This is a genomic window from Delftia sp. SD018 (genome assembly GCF_017355445.1).
GTDB classification, from domain to species: Bacteria; Pseudomonadota; Gammaproteobacteria; order Burkholderiales; family Burkholderiaceae_C; genus Comamonas; species Comamonas acidovorans.
In genome coordinates, this window is record NZ_JADDRN010000006.1 from 49,941 (window position 1) to 67,269 (window position 17,329).

Below are 17,329 nucleotides of genomic sequence, written 5' to 3' on the forward strand. Positions count from 1 at the left end.
TGTCCATGCGCATGCTCTGAAACAGGATAGCCCATGCCCTTGAACGTCTCCTCTGCCTTCCCAGATCTGGGGCGCGACGCCCCCGGCGGCAAGGCCGCGCGTGCCGGCAAGGGAAAGGCCGCAGGCAAGGGCGGCAAGGCAGCGGGCAAGGCAGGAGACAAGGCAGGAGACAAGCCCGCAGCGCCCGCCAAGCCCGCAGCCAGCGCCGCGCAGAAGGCGCTGCAGAAGATGGGCCTGGTGCGCGACATCGATCTGGCCCTGCACCTGCCGCTGCGCTATGAGGACGAGACGCGCATCACCCCGCTGCGCAATGCCCGCGAGGGCGACACGGTGCAGATCGAGGCCACGGTGACCCACAGCGAGGTGCAACTGCGCCCGCGCCGCATGCTCAAGGTCACGGTGGACGATGGCACGGCCGAATGCGTGCTGACCTTCTTCAGCTTCTATCCCTCGCACCAGAAAACCCTGTCCGTGGGCGCGCGGCTGCGCATCCGCGGCGAGGTCAAGGGCGGCTTCTGGGGCCGGCAGATGCTGCACCCGGCGTTTCGCGCGGCGGGCGGCGACCTGCCCACGGCGCTCACGCCCGTCTATCCCACGGTGGCGGGCCTGCCCCAGGCCTACATCCGCCGCGCGGCGGTCACGGCCATGCTGCGCGCCGATCTCTCCGATACGCTGCCCCAGGGCGAGCATCCGCCCGTGGCGCAGTTCCATGGCAACGGCGGGCTGCCTCCGCTGTTCAGCCTGCGCGATGCGCTGCAGTTCCTGCACCACCCCACGCCCGATGTGGCCCTGGCCACGCTGGAAGACCATTCGCACCCGGCCTGGCAGCGCCTGAAGGCCGAGGAGCTGCTGGCCCAGCAACTGTCCCAATACGAGGCCAAGCGCGAACGCGCGCGGCTCAGGGCGCCCGTGCTGCGCGCCCAGCCCATGGACAGCGCCCAGGGCCTGGCGCGCCAGTTCCTGGACCAATTGCCCTTTGGCCTGACCGGCGCCCAGCAGCGCGTGGTGGCCGAGATCCTTGCCGACATGGAGCGCCGCATGCCCATGCACCGGCTGCTGCAGGGCGATGTGGGATCGGGCAAGACCGTGGTGGCGGCGCTGTCGGCCGTGGCCTGCATCGAGGCCGGCTGGCAGTGCGCGCTGATGGCGCCCACCGAAATCCTGGCCGAGCAGCATTTCGGCAAGCTGGTCGGCTGGCTGGAGCCGCTGCTGGCCCCGCTGGGCAAGCGCGTGGCCTGGCTGGCCGGCGCGCAGAAGAAGAAGGAACGCACCGCCATGCTGGAGCTGGTCCACAGCGGCGAGGCGGCCCTGGTCGTGGGCACGCACGCCGTCATCCAGGACCAGGTGCAGTTCAAGAACCTGGCGCTGGCCGTCATCGACGAGCAGCACCGCTTCGGCGTGGCCCAGCGGCTGGCGCTGCGCCAGAAGCTCGCGGCCTCGGGCATGGAGCCCCATCTGCTGATGATGAGCGCCACGCCCATCCCGCGCACCCTGGCCATGAGCTACTACGCCGACCTGGATGTGTCCACCATCGACGAGCTGCCGCCGGGCCGCACGCCCATCGTCACCAAGCTCATTGCCGACAGCCGCAAGGACGAGGTCATCGAGCGCATAGGCGCCCAGGTCGCGGAAGGGCGACAGGTCTACTGGGTCTGCCCGCTGATCGAGGAAAGCGAGGCGCTGGACCTGTCCAACGCCACGGCCACCCATGCCTATCTGAGCGAGATGCTGCCTGACGTCATGGTCGGCCTGCTGCACTCGCGCATGCCCACGGCCGAGAAGAAGGCCGTGATGGAGCTGTTCTCCGCCGGGGTCATGGGCGTGCTGGTCTCCACCACGGTGATCGAAGTGGGCGTGGATGTGCCCAACGCCTCGCTCATGGTCATCGAGCATGCGGAGCGCTTCGGCCTGTCGCAGCTGCACCAGCTGCGCGGCCGCGTGGGGCGGGGGGCGGCGGCCTCGGCCTGCGTGCTGCTGTATTCGGTGGGAGACAGTGGGCGCCTGGGCGAGACGGCCAAGGACCGGCTGCGTGCCATGGCCGAGACCAATGACGGCTTCGAGATCGCGCGGCGCGACCTGGAGATCCGCGGCCCCGGCGAATTCCTGGGCGCGCGGCAGTCCGGCGCGCCCATGCTGCGCTTCGCCGACTTGGAGCAGGACCTGATGCTGCTCGACTGGGCCCGCGAACTGGCGCCGCGCATGCTGGAGCAGCACCCGCAACTGGCCCAGCGCCATGTGGGCCGCTGGCTGGGCGGCAAGGCCGAATTCCTCAAGGCCTGATCGGTTCGTTCCATTCCTGCCGGGTGGTTGTGTTACGTATTTTTACGTGTCCAGGCGCTGCCTGGCAACGTCATCTTCCCCAGGCCCGCAGCCCGCGCCAGACATGGTTTCCACACGCGTTGTAGCCATCGAAATGGAGCGCTTCATGCCGTCCTGGCGGTGACAGCACCGTCCCGTTACGGCATTGAATATTTGTGACCTTTTGGTACATTGAGTCACAAAAAACAGGGTAGCTCCATCCGGGAGGGGATGGCCTGCCAAGCCTCCCCCACGGGGAGGACGGCCGCGATCACTCTTGTGTTGTCCCATTTTTCTGCGAATGAGGAGCTGCCAACATGAATGAAGCCGTTCAAGCGAATGAGATCGTCGAGACCTCCTGGCGCATGGGCCTGGTGGTCCTGTCCTATGGCATTGCCGTATTGGGCTCCTTCGTGGCCCTGACTGCGGCGCAGCGCATCCGGGGACGCGAGGGCATCAGCTGGCTGAACCTGCTGGCGGCAGGCACGGCGCTGGGCGGCATCGGCGTGTGGTCCATGCATTTCACGGGCATGCTGGCGCTGAACCTGGGAATGGGTTCGGGCTACTCCATGGTCGAAACCCTGCTGTCCCTGTGCGCCGCCGTTGCCGCCACCTCGGTGGCGCTGGCCTTTGTCGCGCGGCGGCCCGAAAGCGGGGCGCGCGTGCTGGGCGCGGGCACCCTGCTGGGCCTGGGCGTGGCCTTCATGCATTACCTGGGCATGTATGGCATGCGCTTTCCGGGCTTCATCGTCTGGTCCGTTCCCACCGTGCTGCTGTCCGTGGGCATTGCCGTGGCCGCGGCCAGCGCCGCGCTGTGGCTGTCGTTTCGCACCAGCTCGCTGGGCATGCGTGCGCTGGCCGCCGCCGTCATGGGCGCAGCGGTCTGTTCCATGCATTACACCGGCATGGCCGCAGCGGACTTCGTATGCATTTCAGAGACACAGCGTTATGCTAGGCCGCAAGGCTTTGCCGTGATCAGCGCCCTGGACCTTCCGGTCTTTACCGTGATCGTGGCCATAGGCCTGGCTGCATTGATAGGCATGGACCAGCTCATGCAGCAACGCGACCGGATGCGCCGGCCGTTGCACTAGGTGGATAAATACAAAAAGCCGGCGGGTCGGGGAGCGCGCAGTGGTCATGCGCGGACGAGGACTGGCACAATCGAATTAGGACAAATCCTAGAACCTGTGCAGGAACTTTTGAGGGGAGCACCCCGGCAAGCGGGCCGCAAGGCCTGATTGCACAAAGGTTCCGGCACAGGTTCTTGGTGTAAGACCATCGTATTTTCCGAGGCTCCCTCCCAGACACAGCTCGCCAATGACACTTACCGAACTCAAATACATCGTGGCCGTGGCACGTGAAAAGCATTTTGGCCGCGCCGCCGAAGCCTGTTATGTGTCCCAGCCCACGTTGTCCGTGGCGATCAAGAAGCTGGAGGAGGAGCTCGATGTCAAGCTCTTCGAGCGCAGTGCCGGCGAAGTGTCGGTCACGTCGCTGGGCGAGGAGATCATCCGTCAGGCGCAAAGCGTGCTGGAGCAGGCCGCCGAGATCAAGGAAATCGCCAAGCGCGGCAAGGACCCGCTGTCCGGCGTGCTCACGCTGGGTGTGATCTACACCATCGGCCCCTACCTGCTGCCGGACCTGGTGCGCAACTCCATCATGCGCACGCCGCAGATGCCGCTGATGCTGCAGGAGAACTACACCATCAAGCTGCTGGAGATGCTGCGCACCGGCGAGATCGACTGCGCCATCGTCGCCGAGCCCTTCCCCGACACCGGCCTGGCGCTGGCTCCGCTGTACGACGAGCCCTTCATGGCCGCCGTTCCCAGCACCCATGCGCTGGCCCAGAAGGACCATGTCTCCACCAGCGATCTCAAGAACGAGACCATGCTGCTGCTGGGCTCGGGCCACTGCTTCCGCGACCATGTGCTCCAGGTCTGTCCCGAGTTCGCACGCTATGCCAGCAATGCCGAAGGCATTCGCCGCACCTTCGAAGGCTCGTCGCTGGAGACCATCAAGCACATGGTGGCCGCCGGCATGGGCGTGACCCTGGTGCCGCGCCTGTCCGTGCCCGCCGATGCGCTGGAGACCACGGCGCGCCGCCGCAAGACCGACGAGCCGCACATCCGCTACCTGCCCATCCTCGAGGACGACGGCTCGGCCCCGCCGACACGCCGCGTGGTCCTGGCCTGGCGCCGCAGCTTCACGCGCTACGAGGCCATCGCCGCCCTGCGCAACGCCGTCTACGCCTGCGCCTTGCCCGGCGTCAAACGCCTGTCCTGATGACCGCACCGGCGCGTGCGCCGGGCCTGTGGGGCCGCCGCGCTTGCGTTATCGTTGCAACTGGCTCCCGGGCGACCTGCCGGGAGCATCTTCCGTTTGTACGAAGCTGAAAGGGATCCCATGGCCAAAAATGCCAGCAAAGACAAGTCCGGTGCAAAGAAGCCAGAGGCCGTGCAGGCCGACAAGGCAGTGCAGCCTGCAAAGGCCGCCCTGGCCGACGTGGCACCGGCGTCCGTGCGCTCCTCCGCCATCCATATCGGCATCAGCGACAAGGACCGCGCGGCCATCGCCAAGGGCCTGTCGGCCCTGCTGGCCGACACCTACACGCTGTATCTGACCACGCACAATTTCCACTGGAACGTCACCGGCCCGATGTTCAACACGCTGCACACCATGTTCATGGGGCAGTACACGGAGCTGTGGAACGCCGTCGACCCCATCGCCGAGCGCATCCGTGCGCTGGGCCATTTCGCGCCGGGCTCCTATGCCGACTTCGGCAAGCTCACCAGCCTGGCCGACGTGCCCCACGACCCGCCCAAGGCCCTGGAGATGGTGCGCATCCTGGTCGCCGGCCACGAGGCCGTGGCCCGCACGGCGCGCAGCCTGTTCCCCCTGGCCGACAAGGCCAGCGACGAACCCACGGCCGACCTGCTGACCCAGCGCCTGACCGTGCACGAGCAGACCGCCTGGATGCTGCGCGCCCTGCTCGAAGACTGATGCTGCGCAAACCCCAGTCTTCCCGCGTACCCACCCTGGCCCGGGAGTGATGCCACCGCATGCTCTGGACCTGGATTGACGCACACGCCGCCACGGGCGGCCTGTGCCTGGTACTGGCCGCCCTGGGCGGCCTTTTTTTCTATCTGCGCCTGCCTGCCACGGCCCGGCTGCGCCACGCAGGTCTGCCCATGCCGCGGGCCGCATGGCTGGGCCTGGCTGCCGCCGGCGTGCTGGCCTTGCTGGCACTGGCCGTGATGGTGCGCGACATGCTGGGCCTGGCCCAGCCCGCAGGCTGCGCCAACTGCACCGACTGGCCGGTGCTCGACGAGGCCCTGCACCTGTGGCTGGCCGGCCATGCCACCGATGCCTGGGTGCGCCCCGTGGTCGCCTTCACCCAGCTGGGCAATGTGGCCTGGATGGTGTCGCTGTCGGCCGCCGTGCTGGCGCTGCTGCTGTGGCGGCGCGACTGGCTGCATGCGGCCGCCTGGGTGGTGGCCACGGCTGGCGTGGGCCTGTGGATACGCGCCATCAAGACCAGCGTGGGCCGTCCGCGCCCCGTGGGTGGCTGGGTGCCTGAAGGCGGCTTCAGTTTCCCCAGCGGCCACAGCGCGGGCACCTTCGTGCTCTATCTGATGCTGGCCTGGCTGCTGCTGCCGTACCTGCGCCCGGCCTGGCGCTGGCCCGTGGGCCTGGCGGCCCTGGCTGTCGCCCTGGGCGTGGGCGCCAGCCGCGTGGTGCTGCGCGTGCACTATGCCAGCGATGTGCTGGCCGGCTGGCTGCTGGGCCTGGCCTGGATGGCACTGGTGATCTGTGCCGTGGAGTGGGCGCAAACCCGCGTTGCCGGCAGGCGCTGCTGAGGCGCGCCGCCGAGCCCGCCCGCCCAGCGGCGACAATGCGGGCATTTTCGAATGTGATGCGTGCGATGGTCGGCCCACGGCCGCCATCGGCGCCCAGACGCCATGCCCACCACCTCCTCTACGCCCATGCCTGCGCCCCGGCGCAGCAAACTGTCGCTCTATCTGGACCTGGTCCGCTTCAACCGGCCGGCCGGCTGGCTGGTCCTGGTCTGGCCCACGCTGGCCGCACTGTGGGTGGCAGCGGGCGGGTTTCCGGGCTGGCATCTGCTGGTGGTCTTCGTGCTGGGCACGGTGCTGATGCGCAGCGCCGGCTGCTGCATCAACGACATTGCCGACCGCGATTTCGACCGCCACGTCAAGCGCACCACGCAGCGGCCCATCACCTCGGGGCAGGTCTCGGTCAAGGAGGCCGCGCTGCTGGGCGCGGCCCTGGCCCTGGTCTCGCTGGGCCTGGTGCTGACCACGCGCTGGGAGGCCGTGGCCTGGTCCGTGCCCGCCGTGCTGTTCACCATCCTCTACCCGTTCACCAAACGCTTCTTCGCCATGCCCCAGGCCTTCCTGGGCATTGCCTTCAACTTCGGCATCGTCATCGCCTTCGCCGCCGTGCAGGGCCAGGTGCCGGCCACGGCCTGGATTCTGTGGCTCGCCAACATGTTCCTGGTGCTGGCCTATGACACCGAATACGCCATGGTGGACCGCGACGACGACCTCAGGATCGGCATGAAGACCTCGGCCATCACCCTGGGCCGCTTCGACGTGGTGGCCGTCATGGGCTTTTTCGTGCTCTGCGGCCTGCTCACTATCTGGGCGCTGGCGCCCTATGGCCTGGCCTGGCCTTTCTGGCTGGGCCTGGCCGTGGCCGCGGCCCAGGTGATCTGGCACTTCACCCTGATCCGCCACCGCACGCGCGAGGGCTGCTTCGTCGCTTTCAGCAAGAGCCACTGGATCGGTGCCAGCCTGTTCGCGGGCGTGGCGCTGGGGTTTGCGCTGCGCTGAGGGCTCAGCGCTGAAAAAACAAGGGAGGCCGGTGCCTCCCTTTTGCATGGAGCCTGGGGCGCGCTGCGCCGGGCTCAGCGGCCGAATTCGGCGGCCAGCTCCTTGGCCCGTGTTTCCGCTGCCCGCATGGCGGCCACGAAATGCTCGGGCACCTGTTGCGCCTGCATGTGGGTGATGGCGGCGTGGGTGGTGCCGCCCTTGCTGGTCACGCGCTGGCGCAGCACGTCGGCGCTTTCGGTGGAGCGGGCGGCCAGCTCCGATGCGCCCTGGAAGGTGGCCACGCCCAGGCGGTAGGACTGCTCGGCCGTGAGGCCCATGTCCACGCCGGCCTGTGTCATGGCTTCGAGAAACAGGAAGACATAGGCCGGTCCCGAGCCCGACAGCGCGGTCACGGCATCCAGGTGTGCTTCCTGGTCCACCCATACGAACTGGCCCGTGGTGGCAACGACCTGCTCGATGGCGCTCTTGCCTGCGGCATCGATCTCGGCGCGGGCGAACAGGCCCGTCATGCCCTTGCCCACCAGGGCTGGCGTGTTGGGCATGGCGCGCACGATGCGGCCCGTGCCCAGCCACTGGGCGATGGCGTCCGTGGGAATGCCGGCGGCCACGCTCAGGTGCAGGGCCTGGGCGGTGTGCGGCGCCACGGCCTGGGCGGCTTCCTTGAAGGTCTGGGGCTTGACGGCCCAGACCACGATGCCGGCACCGTCCAGCGCGCTGGCGGCGGCCGCGGCATCGGCATGCGCCGTGATGCCGAAGTTCGTGCGCAGCGCGTCGCGCGCAGCCTCGAAGGGTTCGACGACGACGATGCGGTCTGCGGATTGGCCCTGGCCGATCAGTCCGCCGATGATGGCGCTGGCCATGTTGCCGCCACCGATGAAGGCGATGACAGGGGAGGCTGTGGAAACGGTGTTCATGCTGGTGGCGGTGGAGAAGGAAAACGAAGAGTTTAGAGCGTGTTCCCACCGTGCCAGCGCATGTCCACGCCATGGCTGGCGGCCAGGTCCAGGGGCTGTGCCGGGGCGCCGGGCCGCTGGCGCAGGGTGAGCGCGCAAGGGCCCTCTCCGCGCGTGGCAAGGCGCTGGCGCAATGCGTCGGAGGCCGCCAGTGCCTGCGCGCCTTGCAGCAGCAGGTCGAACCCCGGCAATGCCAGCCGCGCGCCCTGGTTGTCCAGCCTCTGCAGCTGCAGGCCCGGGCCCAGCAGCGCCCGGTAGCGGTCCAGGCTGGCGTCCAGGTCGTGCACGGCGACGGTCAGCGAGGCCACGCCCAGCGCGCCGTTGGGATGCTCGCGCACGCTGCCTTCGGGCACGCGCAGGGCGCGCGGCGTGACGTCGCCGCACAGGAAGGGCAGGTCGGGCGTGGCGTGGCGCGCCGTCTGCCACAGCAGTTGCGCGCCATCGGGGCGCACGCGGCCTCCGTCCACGGGGCCGACCAGGGTATCCAGCCCCCGCCCGCGTGCCTCGGCCAGGGCCTGGGCGGTGCTTTGGGGCAGCAGGGCGAAGTCCACCAGCCCCTCGCCATGGTCGCGCAGCGTGCGGTACCAGCGCTCTTCGGGCGCCGGGGCGGTCCAGGCAATGATCTCCAGGTAGGCGCCGTCGGCAAACACGACCAGTGCGTTGTGCGAGGTGCGGCCCGGATGGCGGCCGCCGATGGCGACCTGGAAGCCCAGCGCGCGGTAGTCCGCCACGGCGGACTCGAGGTCGTGCACGGCGATGACGATGTGGTCCAGCGGAAGTGCCATGAATGCTCCTGTGTGGTGTTAGGGGGGTGCCGTCCGGATTCTCAGTCTTCGAGCTGGACCTTGTTGTCGCGCACGAAGCGGCCCCAGCGCTCATATTCCTGGCGCACCCAGCGGTCGAGGGCGGGTCCGTCCGTGGCCATGACTTCAAAGCCCGACTGCATGAGCTTGCTGCGGATGTCGGGCGTGTTCAGCGTGGCCTGGAAGTCTTCGGTGAGCTTGTGCACCGTGGCTGCCGGCGTGGCGGAAGGCGCGAACACGCCGATCCACGAGTAGGCCTCGAAGCCCGGGAAGCCGGACTCGGCCACGGTGGGCACGTCGGGCAGCTCGGGCAGGCGCTTGAGGCCGGTCACCGCCAGCGGCTTGATCTTGCCCGCCGAAATCTGGCCGCGCAGCGCCGCATAGCTGAGCAGGGTGAGGTCGGACACATTGCCGAGCACGGCCTGCACGGCCGGGCCGCCGCCGCCGTAGGGCACGTGCAGCACGTAGGTGCCCGAGCGGCGCTTGATGTCCTCCATCACCAGGTGGTTCATGGACCCCAGCCCGGTCGATGCGTAGCTGTATTTGCCCGGGTTGCGGCGCGCCAGCTCCAGGAAGCCGGCCAGGTCCCTGGCGGGCACCGAGGCCGAGGCACCGATCACCAGCGGGAAGCGCAGCGCCAGCGACACGCCCGTGAAGTCCTTGAAGGTGTCGTAGGGCAGCCGGGACTTGGCGATGGGATTGATGGCATGGGTGTCGAAGCTGAACAGCAGGGTGTTGCCGTCCGGGGCGGACTTGGCCACGTACTGGGTGGCGATCTGGCTGGCGGCGCCGGGGCGGTTCTCCACGATCACCGGGCGCCCGGCCACCTCACCCAGGCGCGGCTGCAGTATGCGGGCGGCGATGTCGGTGCTGCCCCCCGGCGGGAAGGTGATGACCAGCTTGAGCGGGGCGGCGCCCTGCGCGGATGCCGTGCCGGCCGGCCCCAGCAGGCATGCGGCGGCCGTGGCCAGCAGCAGCTGGCGGCGTGAGGGTGGATGGGGCATGGGAAGGCTCCTTTTCAAGCGCATTGGCGGGCAGGAAATCGGGAATCTGTGCGTGGGGCCTGGAGTCAACCCATCCACTGGCTCACCGGCACGGCCGTGTCCTGGAGCTCTTGCGAGATCACATCCACCAGCGCCGGGCCGTCGTGCATCAGCGCGGCCTTGAGCGCGGCTTCGAGATCTGCCGGGTCATGCACCTGCCAGGCCTTGACGCCGAAGGCCTCGGCCACGCGGGCATGGTGGGTGCGGTTGAAGTCGACGGAGAAGTAGCGTTCATCGTAGCCGGACTTCTGGCTGGCCTTGATCCAGCCGAACACGCTGTTGGAGAACACGATCATCTTCAGCGGCACATTGCGGCGCACGATGGTTTCCAGCTCGCCGCAGGTGAAGCCGAAGCTGCCGTCGCCCATGACCGCGACCACCACGGAACCGGGCTGGCCGATGGCGGCGCCAAAGCCGGCGGACATGGCAAAGCCCAGCGCCCCGTGCGCACGATTGGTGATGAAGTGCCGGCCGGCCTGGGGCGCGTCGAAATAGGCCGTGAAGTAGGGGCAGGGCGTGCCGGGGTCGGCCACCACGATGGCGCGCGCGGGCAGCAGGCGGTTGAGCGTGTCCACCACGCGCTCGGGCTTGATGGGCCGGTCCAGCGAGGCGGCCAGCGGCGCGAAGAAGGCCTGCTTGGCGGCGCGCGCGGTGGCCGCCAGCGTGGCGCCGTCCGCGGCATCGGCGGGGCGGCGGGAGATGCGTTGCTGCACGGCCGCGTGCAGCGCCTGCAGGCCCAGCAGGGCGTCGCCCACCAGGGCCACGTCGGTGCGGTAGTTGGTGCCTATGGTCATGGCGTCCACGTCCAGATGGACGATGGTCACCTTGCGCGAGGGCATCTGCCAGTGCTCGGTGGTGGTGGAGCCGGCACGGGCGCCGATGAACATCACCAGGTCCGCCTGCGCCACCACGGCGCGCGTGGCCTCGACGCCGCCATTGGTGCCCACCACGCCGGCATTGAGCGGATGGCTGCCCGCCAGGCTGCCCTGGCCGCTGACGCTGGAACACACGGGCGCGTTGAGCAGGGTGGCCAGCGCATCCAGTGCGGCGCTGGCGCCTGCGATCAGCACGCCGCCGCCGCAGATCAGCACGGGGCAGCGTGCCGCCACCAGGCGGTCGGCGGCCTCGGCCACGGCCGCCGGATCGGGCGCGGACCGGTAGGCCGGATAGTGGTCATGCCCTGGCTGGGCCCAGACATCGGCCGGATCCAGCGTGTGCTTTTGCACGTCATAGGGCAGGCAGATATGGGTGGCGCCGGGCCGGCCCGTGGTCATGGCGCGAAAGGCGCTGCGCACGGCGTGCGGAATCTGGTCCACGCGGTCGATGGTGGTATTCCACTTGGTCAGGGGCCTGTACAGCGCCTGCTGGTCCAGTTCGGTCAGCGGGAACTTGCCGCGCGCGCCCACGGAAACGTCCGAGGTGATGCCCAGCACGGGCACCGAGGACTCATTGGCCTCGGCCAGGCCGGGCAGCAGGTAGGTGGCGCCGCCGCCGCTGGGGCCTTCGCACACGCCCACCTTGCCGGTGACGCGCGCATAGGCGTCGGCCATGTAGCCGGCGCTGCGCTCATCCCGCGTGAGGATGTGGTCCATGCCGTGGTCCAGCCGCGCCATGGCGTCGTAGAAGGGCAGGCTGGTGTCGCCGCACAGGCCGAAGATGTGCTTGACGCCATTGAGCTGCAGCATGCGGACCATGGCGTCGGCGCCATTGAAAGCGGTGGTCATGTCGGGAGTCTCCAGGCAGGTTGGGTGATGGGGTTTTTAAGAATCCATTTAAGTATACTTAAAAGAATGCGCAGCGCCAAAGGGCACAATGGCGCCATGAAAATCTCCAACATCCGCCATGAACGGGGCTCCAGCGTCTACAGCACGCTGCGTGACATGGCCATCTCCTACGAATTCAAGCCGGGCGAGCGCCTGAGCGAAAGCGAACTGGCGCTGCGCCTGGGCGTGAGCCGCACGCCCGTGCGCGAGGCGCTGACGCGGCTGGTGGCCGATGGCTTTTTGCTGCCGGCCAGCCGCGGCTACATGCGGCGCGAGCTGGACGTGAAGGAGTCGCTGGACCTGTACGAGGCCCGCGTGGCCGTGGAGCGCGAATGCATGCGGCTGGCCGTGGAGCGCGCCTCCGATGCCCAGCTCGACGAGGCCCTGGCCTACCTGGAGCAGAGCCAGCGCGTGGCCTCCGATACGCCGATCCGGCAACTGGTGGACCTGGACGAGGGATTCCACCTGCGCATTGCCGACATGGCCGGCAACGCCGAGCTGCGGCGCATGCTGGCGAGCCTGAACGAGCGCATCCGCTTCATCCGGTGGATCGACATGGAGAACGTGGGGCGCGCCTCCACCCAGCACGAGCACCTGGAAATCCTGCAGGCCTTGAGCGACCGCGACGCCCAGGCCAGCGAGCGCCTGATGGCCGAGCACATCGGCCTGCGGCGCGAGCAGATCGTGGAGGCCATTGCGCGCGGTCTGACGCGCATCTACCTGCCGCAGGAACAGGTGCAGGCCACGCCCTGAAGCGCCTTCAGGGTGCGCAGGGCGTCGAGGGCCGGTAGGCGGTGATCAGGATCTGGTTGGCCTGCGCCGGGTTGAAGTTGTCGTCGCTGGCGAACACCAGCACGCGCGTGCCATCGGGCAGCGGCGGGCCCCAGGACATGGCTTCCATGTTGTCCAGCCGGCCGGGCTGCACGGTGGACAGATCGGCCACCAATTGCTTGACCGCCACCTGTGGCGGCGTTTGCGCAAAGCTGGCCAGGGCCAGCGTGTCAGGCGAATCCAGGCCGATGCGGTACAGCCGCGCGCCAAAGCCGTGGCCCGGGCTGTAGGAGCGCTCCAGCACCAGCAGATGGTCGGGACCGTCCGGCAGGATTTCGCTGATGCCGTTGACCTCGCGTTGGGGCAGGGCCCAGCTGGCGGCCGGCACGGCATCGGGCTGGTAGGCGATCTGGCGCAGCAGCCGGCCGTCGTCCAGGCTGACCAGGCTGATGCGCACGGGCGCGCCTGCCGTGGCGGCGCTGGCGCGCGGGCCGTCCTGGCGCAGCGGCGCCTCCAGGGCCAGCCAGGCCTGTTGGCCGTCCGGCGTCACGGCCAGCCCCTCGAAGCCGAAGTTCGAGCGCAGGCCCGGCCTGCCGTCCTCGACCTTGAATGCGTAGAACCACCGCGCGATCTGGCGGCCCGTGGCGTCGGTCCTCACCAGCGAGGTGCCAAAGCCCCGGCCCGGGTCGCCTTCGTCGGTCCACAGCATGCCGCCGTCCGGCAGCAGGCGGATGGCTTCGGGATCGGGGACAGGCTGGTGCGCGGGTGCGGCGTGGCGCGGGAGCAGCCGCTGGCCCTGGGCATCGCGCAGCGGGTGCACCTCGGTGATCCGCGCCTGCCAGGGATTGGAGCCGGCGCGCTGCCCGGCAGGAATGTGCTCCACGCGCAGCCGCATCCAGCGTGCGGGTCCGCGCGCCGAGCGGTCATCGCTGATGGCCACGTAGTCGCCGCGCTGCGCGTCGTAGTCCAGGCCGGAGATGCCGCCTGTGATGGCGCCGTCGATGGGCTCCTCACGCGCAAGGGTGGTGCTGCCCAGCCATTGCAGGCGTGCGCAGGCGGTGGGCTGCGGGACTGGCAGCGCCTGTGGTGGCGCGGCACAGCCTGCCAGCAACAGGCCGCAAAGAACCAGGCTGGCAAGCTGGCGCAAGAAAGTCGGCCTCAGGCCGCCAGCGCGGTCTGGGCCACCGCATGCTCCCAGCGCGCCATCAGCTCGTCGGCGCGGTGCTTGTCCAGCGTGGGCACGAAGCGGCGCTCGGCCTTCCACAGCGCCGACAGTTCCTCGGTGCTCTGGTACACGCCCGAGGACAGGCCCGCCAGGTAGGCAGCGCCCAGGGCCGTGGTCTCCACGCAGGCCGGGCGCACGACGGGAATGCCCAGCAGGTCGGCCTGGAACTGCATGAGCAGGTTGTTGACGCAGGCGCCGCCGTCCACGCGCAGTTCGCTGACCGGCGCGCCGCCGCTGGCCACCGCGTCGCGGCTCATGGCCAGCAGCAGGGCGGCGCTCTGGAAGGCGATGGATTCAAGCGCGGCCCGCGCGATGTGGGCGATGGTGGTGCCGCGCGTCAGGCCCGTGATGGTGCCGCGCGCATCGGGCTTCCAGTACGGTGCGCCCAGGCCCGTGAAGGCCGGCACCATCATCACGCCGCCCGAGTCGGGCACGCTCTCGGCCAGTTGCTGCACCTGGCCGCTGTGCTCAATGGCGCGCAGCCCGTCGCGCAGCCACTGGACCACAGCGCCGCCCACGAAGACGCTGCCTTCCAGCGCATAGGCTGGCGCAGCGGTGGGCTGTGCCGCAGCGGTGGTCAGCAGGCCGTTGGAGGAGGTCTGGAACACGCCGCCCGTGTGCATGAGCATGAAGCAGCCCGTGCCATAGGTGTTCTTGGCCATGCCGGCCGAAAAGCAGGCCTGGCCGAAGAGGGCGCTTTGCTGGTCGCCGGCCACGCCGCCGATGGCGATCTCGCCGCCCAGCACCTCGGCTGCCGTGCGGCCGAAATCGGCGGCGGAAGGCAGCACCTCGGGCATCAGCGCGCGCGGAATCTCCAGCAGCGCCAGCAGATCGTCGTCCCACTGGTTGGTGTGGACGTTGAACAGCATGGTGCGGCTGGCGTTGGAGACATCGGTCACATGGCGGCGTCCGCCCGTGAGCTGCCAGATCAGCCAGCTGTCCACGGTGCCGAAGGCCAGTTCGCCGCGCTCGGCGGCGGCGCGCGCGCCGTTGACGTTGTCCAGGATCCAGCGCAGCTTGGTGCCCGAGAAATAGGCGTCGATCAGCAGGCCCGTCTTGCGCTGGATGGTGTCGGCATGGCCGGCCTCGCGCAACTGGGCGCACAGCGGCTCGGCGCGGCGGTCCTGCCAGACGATGGCGTGGTGTATGGGCTGGCCCGTGGCGCGGTTCCAGACCACGGTGGTCTCGCGCTGGTTGGTGATGCCCAGGGCGCGGATGTCGGCCGCCGCCAGCCCGGCCTTGGCCAGGGCCTCGCGCGCCGTGGCCAGCTGGGTGCGCCAGATCTCGCGCGGATCGTGCTCGACCCAGCCGGGTCGGGGATAGATCTGCGGCAGCTCCAGCTGGGCCGAGGCCACGATGCGGCCCTGGGTGTCGAAGACGATGCTGCGCGAGCTGGAGGTGCCCTGGTCCAGGGCAAGCAGATAGGTCATGGTGCGGTATCCAGGAAAAGCAGGGCCGGTGCGCGTGTCCTGTGCGGGCGGTGGCGCAGCGGCTGCGGAAAACTTACTGCGCCACCACGCATTGCACTTCGGCTTCGCGCAGAAGGGCATCGAACGGGGCGGGGGGTGCGGTATCGGTGAACAGGCGGTCGATCTGGTCCAGGCGTGCCAGCTCCACCATGGCCTGGCGGTGGAACTTGCTGTGGTCGGCGGCCAGCCAGACCTCGCGCGACTGGGCAATGATGGTCTGGGCCACCTTGACCTCGCGCATATCGAAGTCGCGCAGGCTGCCATCGGGCTCGATGGCCGAGATGCCGATCAGGGCGATGTCCACCTTGAACTGGCGGATGAAGTCCACGGCCGCCTCGCCCACGATGCCCCGGTCGCGCGTGCGCACCACGCCGCCGGCCACGATGACTTCGCAGTCGGCGTTGGAGCTGAGGATGGCCGCCACGTTGAGGTTGTTGGTGATCACGCGCAGGCCCCGGTGCTTGAGCAGGGCCTGGGCCACGGCCTCGGTGGTGGTGCCGATGTTCAGGATCAGCGAGCAGCCGTTGGGAATGGCCTCGGCCACGGCGCGCGCAATGCGCGACTTGCCTTCGGCATGCAGCACCTGGCGCTGGGTGTGGCCCAGGTTCTCCACCGTGGCGCTGGGCACGCGCACGCCGCCGTGAAAGCGCACCATCAGGCCCGCATCGGCCAGCTTCTGTATGTCGCGGCGCACGGTCTGCAGGGTCACGCCCAGGATCTCGGCCAGCTGCTCCACCGAAGTGGACTGGCGGCTGCGCACTTCGTCGAGCAGCTGTAGTTGTCGGGGATTGGTGTTCACGGCGGCGATTCCAGATCTGGTGCGTTCTCAGGCAAACAAGGCGGGGCGACCGGTTTATAGCGCATTTGCCCCTGGCCGGCCGTGGGTTGGGGAACTTTAAAACGAAGAAAAAAGAACAGCACCTAGGGTATGTGTTGATGGGCTGCGATCTGGAAAGAACAAAAATGATCACGTTCTTGCTTTCGGATGGCGCGCAATCGCCGCCTTGAGCGAGATGTTTCTCCTTGTTCAATCGCTGCCCCCCGAGGCGGCCTCGTCAGTGAGGGCGGTCGTGGAACTGGTGTTGGAGAGAATCAGCAAACGCGTGGGCGGCCAGACCTGGCTGCACCCCATGCACCTTGAACTGGAAAGCGGCGCGGTGACCGTGCTGCTGGGTGCCACGCAGGCCGGCAAGACCAGCCTGATGCGCATCATGGCCGGCCTGGACGTGCCCACCGAAGGCCGTGTGCGCGCCGATGGCGTCGATGTGACCGGCATGCCCGTGCGCGAGCGCAACGTGGCCATGGTCTACCAGCAGTTCATCAACTATCCCTCGCTCACGGTGGCGGACAACATCGCCTCGCCGCTCAAGCTGCGCGGCGACCGCGACGTGGCGCAGCGCGTGCGCGCCCTGGCCGAGCGGCTGCACATCGAGATGTTCCTGGATCGCTACCCGGCCGAGCTGTCGGGCGGCCAGCAGCAGCGCGTGGCGCTGGCGCGCGCCCTGGCCAAGGGCGCTCCGCTGATGCTGCTGGACGAGCCCCTGGTCAACCTCGACTACAAGCTGCGCGAGGAACTGCGCGAGGAACTGACCCAGCTGTTCGCCACAGGCGACTCCACCGTGGTCTATGCCACCACCGAGCCCGGCGAGGCCCTGCTGCTGGGTGGTTACACGGCTGTGCTGCATGAGGGCGAACTGCTGCAGTACGGCCCCACGGCCGAGGTCTTCCATCAGCCGAATTCGCTGCGCGTGGCGCGCGCCTTCAGCGATCCGCCCATGAACCTGATCGTGGCCAGTGCCGTGGTGGGCGGGCTGGAACTGCCGGGCGGCACGCGGCTGCCCGTGGCGCTGCCTGCGGACCTGGCCGTGTCCGGCCAACTGACCCTGGGCCTGCGCGCCAGCGCGCTGCGTCTGCAGTCCCGGCCCGGCGATCTGGCACTGCAGGGCGTGGTGGAACTGGCCGAGATTTCGGGCTCCGACACCTTCGTGCATGCCACCACGCCCTGGGGCGAGCTGGTGGCCCAGGTCACGGGCGTGCACCATCTGGACCTGGGCAGCGCGGTCACGCTGCACCTGGATCCGGACCATGCCTACGTGTTCGGCACGGACGGCGCGCTGCTGCTGGCGCCGACGCGGCCCGGAGGACGATGAG

The 17,329-nt window shown here is 68.9% G+C and carries 15 protein-coding genes; 8 read left to right on the forward strand and 7 right to left on the reverse strand.

The features are described from left to right. Positions 1 to 33 precede the first annotated feature (33 nt). The 6 genes from recG to ubiA all read left to right on the forward strand — a co-directional run bounded on the left by recG (position 34) and on the right by ubiA (position 7,151). On the forward strand, positions 34 to 2,280 hold the full coding sequence (gene recG, locus INR38_RS08370; RefSeq protein WP_207443028.1) for an ATP-dependent DNA helicase RecG: 2,247 nt from the start codon (positions 34 to 36) through the stop codon (positions 2,278 to 2,280). 335 nt (positions 2,281 to 2,615) lie between these two features. Next, on the forward strand, positions 2,616 to 3,389 hold the full coding sequence (locus INR38_RS08375) for an MHYT domain-containing protein (protein ID WP_207443029.1): 774 nt from the start codon (positions 2,616 to 2,618) through the stop codon (positions 3,387 to 3,389). Positions 3,390 to 3,615: 226 nt separating this feature from the next. Beyond that, positions 3,616 to 4,581, forward strand: coding sequence for a LysR substrate-binding domain-containing protein (locus INR38_RS08380; protein WP_013804463.1), 966 nt, complete (start codon positions 3,616 to 3,618; stop codon positions 4,579 to 4,581). 120 nt (positions 4,582 to 4,701) lie between these two features. Next, entirely contained in the window at positions 4,702 to 5,298 is a 597-nt protein-coding gene (locus tag INR38_RS08385; RefSeq protein WP_034389936.1) for a Dps family protein, read from the forward strand. 59 nt (positions 5,299 to 5,357) lie between these two features. Then, entirely contained in the window at positions 5,358 to 6,155 is a 798-nt protein-coding gene (locus INR38_RS08390) for a phosphatase PAP2 family protein (RefSeq protein ID WP_207443030.1), read from the forward strand. Between the two features lie 126 nt (positions 6,156 to 6,281). Next, the gene (gene ubiA, locus INR38_RS08395; RefSeq protein WP_034398097.1) at positions 6,282 to 7,151 is read left to right on the forward strand and encodes a 4-hydroxybenzoate octaprenyltransferase; all 870 of its coding nucleotides are present in this window, start codon (positions 6,282 to 6,284) and stop codon (positions 7,149 to 7,151) included. 74 nt (positions 7,152 to 7,225) lie between these two features. On the opposite strand, the gene proC is transcribed toward ubiA, so the two are convergent. The 4 genes from proC to INR38_RS08415 all read right to left on the reverse strand — a co-directional run bounded on the left by proC (position 7,226) and on the right by INR38_RS08415 (position 11,674). Beyond that, positions 7,226 to 8,065 carry a pyrroline-5-carboxylate reductase gene (gene proC, locus INR38_RS08400; RefSeq protein WP_207443031.1) on the reverse strand — a complete coding sequence of 280 codons (840 nt, stop codon included), beginning with the start codon at positions 8,063 to 8,065 and terminating at the stop codon, positions 7,226 to 7,228. Between the two features lie 32 nt (positions 8,066 to 8,097). After that, on the reverse strand, positions 8,098 to 8,889 hold the full coding sequence (locus tag INR38_RS08405; protein ID WP_207443032.1) for a VOC family protein: 792 nt from the start codon (positions 8,887 to 8,889) through the stop codon (positions 8,098 to 8,100). Positions 8,890 to 8,930: 41 nt separating this feature from the next. Continuing rightward, a complete protein-coding gene (locus tag INR38_RS08410) occupies positions 8,931 to 9,911 on the reverse strand; it encodes a tripartite tricarboxylate transporter substrate binding protein (RefSeq protein WP_034389944.1) in 981 nt (326 codons plus the stop codon). Positions 9,912 to 9,976: 65 nt separating this feature from the next. Further along, the gene (locus INR38_RS08415; RefSeq protein ID WP_088165877.1) at positions 9,977 to 11,674 is read right to left on the reverse strand and encodes a thiamine pyrophosphate-binding protein; all 1,698 of its coding nucleotides are present in this window, start codon (positions 11,672 to 11,674) and stop codon (positions 9,977 to 9,979) included. 96 nt (positions 11,675 to 11,770) lie between these two features. Here INR38_RS08415 and INR38_RS08420 point away from each other — a divergent pair, with 96 nt between their 5' ends. Beyond that, positions 11,771 to 12,466 carry a GntR family transcriptional regulator gene (locus INR38_RS08420; protein WP_207443033.1) on the forward strand — a complete coding sequence of 232 codons (696 nt, stop codon included), beginning with the start codon at positions 11,771 to 11,773 and terminating at the stop codon, positions 12,464 to 12,466. Positions 12,467 to 12,473: 7 nt separating this feature from the next. Here INR38_RS08420 and INR38_RS08425 read toward each other — a convergent pair whose 3' ends face one another. The 3 genes from INR38_RS08425 to INR38_RS08435 all read right to left on the reverse strand — a co-directional run bounded on the left by INR38_RS08425 (position 12,474) and on the right by INR38_RS08435 (position 15,977). Further along, complete coding sequence (locus INR38_RS08425) at positions 12,474 to 13,631, reverse strand: esterase-like activity of phytase family protein (RefSeq protein ID WP_207443034.1); 1,158 nt, start codon at positions 13,629 to 13,631, stop codon at positions 12,474 to 12,476. Positions 13,632 to 13,642: 11 nt separating this feature from the next. Continuing rightward, positions 13,643 to 15,139: a glycerol kinase GlpK gene (glpK, locus tag INR38_RS08430; RefSeq protein WP_207443035.1), complete on the reverse strand. Its 1,497-nt coding sequence runs from the start codon at positions 15,137 to 15,139 to the stop codon at positions 13,643 to 13,645. Between the two features lie 73 nt (positions 15,140 to 15,212). Beyond that, a complete protein-coding gene (locus INR38_RS08435) occupies positions 15,213 to 15,977 on the reverse strand; it encodes a DeoR/GlpR family DNA-binding transcription regulator (protein ID WP_012202956.1) in 765 nt (254 codons plus the stop codon). Between the two features lie 271 nt (positions 15,978 to 16,248). Here INR38_RS08435 and INR38_RS08440 point away from each other — a divergent pair, with 271 nt between their 5' ends. Continuing rightward, a complete protein-coding gene (locus tag INR38_RS08440) occupies positions 16,249 to 17,328 on the forward strand; it encodes an ABC transporter ATP-binding protein (protein WP_207443036.1) in 1,080 nt (359 codons plus the stop codon). The last annotated feature ends 1 nt before the right edge of the window (position 17,329 follow it).

Excerpts from the sequence above, each read along its gene's own strand:
- INR38_RS08405 (WP_207443032.1), bottom strand. The coding sequence starts at position 8,889 with ATGGCACTTCCGCTGGACCACATCGTCATCGCCGTGCACGACCTCGAG.
- proC (WP_207443031.1), bottom strand. The coding sequence starts at position 8,065 with ATGAACACCGTTTCCACAGCCTCCCCTGTCATCGCCTTCATCGGTGGC.
- INR38_RS08410 (WP_034389944.1), bottom strand. The coding sequence starts at position 9,911 with ATGCCCCATCCACCCTCACGCCGCCAGCTGCTGCTGGCCACGGCCGCC.
- INR38_RS08385 (WP_034389936.1), top strand. The coding sequence starts at position 4,702 with ATGGCCAAAAATGCCAGCAAAGACAAGTCCGGTGCAAAGAAGCCAGAG.
- INR38_RS08375 (WP_207443029.1), top strand. The coding sequence starts at position 2,616 with ATGAATGAAGCCGTTCAAGCGAATGAGATCGTCGAGACCTCCTGGCGC.
- INR38_RS08415 (WP_088165877.1), bottom strand. The coding sequence starts at position 11,674 with ATGACCACCGCTTTCAATGGCGCCGACGCCATGGTCCGCATGCTGCAG.
- INR38_RS08390 (WP_207443030.1), top strand. The coding sequence starts at position 5,358 with ATGCTCTGGACCTGGATTGACGCACACGCCGCCACGGGCGGCCTGTGC.
- INR38_RS08380 (WP_013804463.1), top strand. The coding sequence starts at position 3,616 with ATGACACTTACCGAACTCAAATACATCGTGGCCGTGGCACGTGAAAAG.
- INR38_RS08420 (WP_207443033.1), top strand. The coding sequence starts at position 11,771 with ATGAAAATCTCCAACATCCGCCATGAACGGGGCTCCAGCGTCTACAGC.
- ubiA (WP_034398097.1), top strand. The coding sequence starts at position 6,282 with ATGCCTGCGCCCCGGCGCAGCAAACTGTCGCTCTATCTGGACCTGGTC.
- recG (WP_207443028.1), top strand. The coding sequence starts at position 34 with ATGCCCTTGAACGTCTCCTCTGCCTTCCCAGATCTGGGGCGCGACGCC.
- glpK (WP_207443035.1), bottom strand. The coding sequence starts at position 15,139 with ATGACCTATCTGCTTGCCCTGGACCAGGGCACCTCCAGCTCGCGCAGC.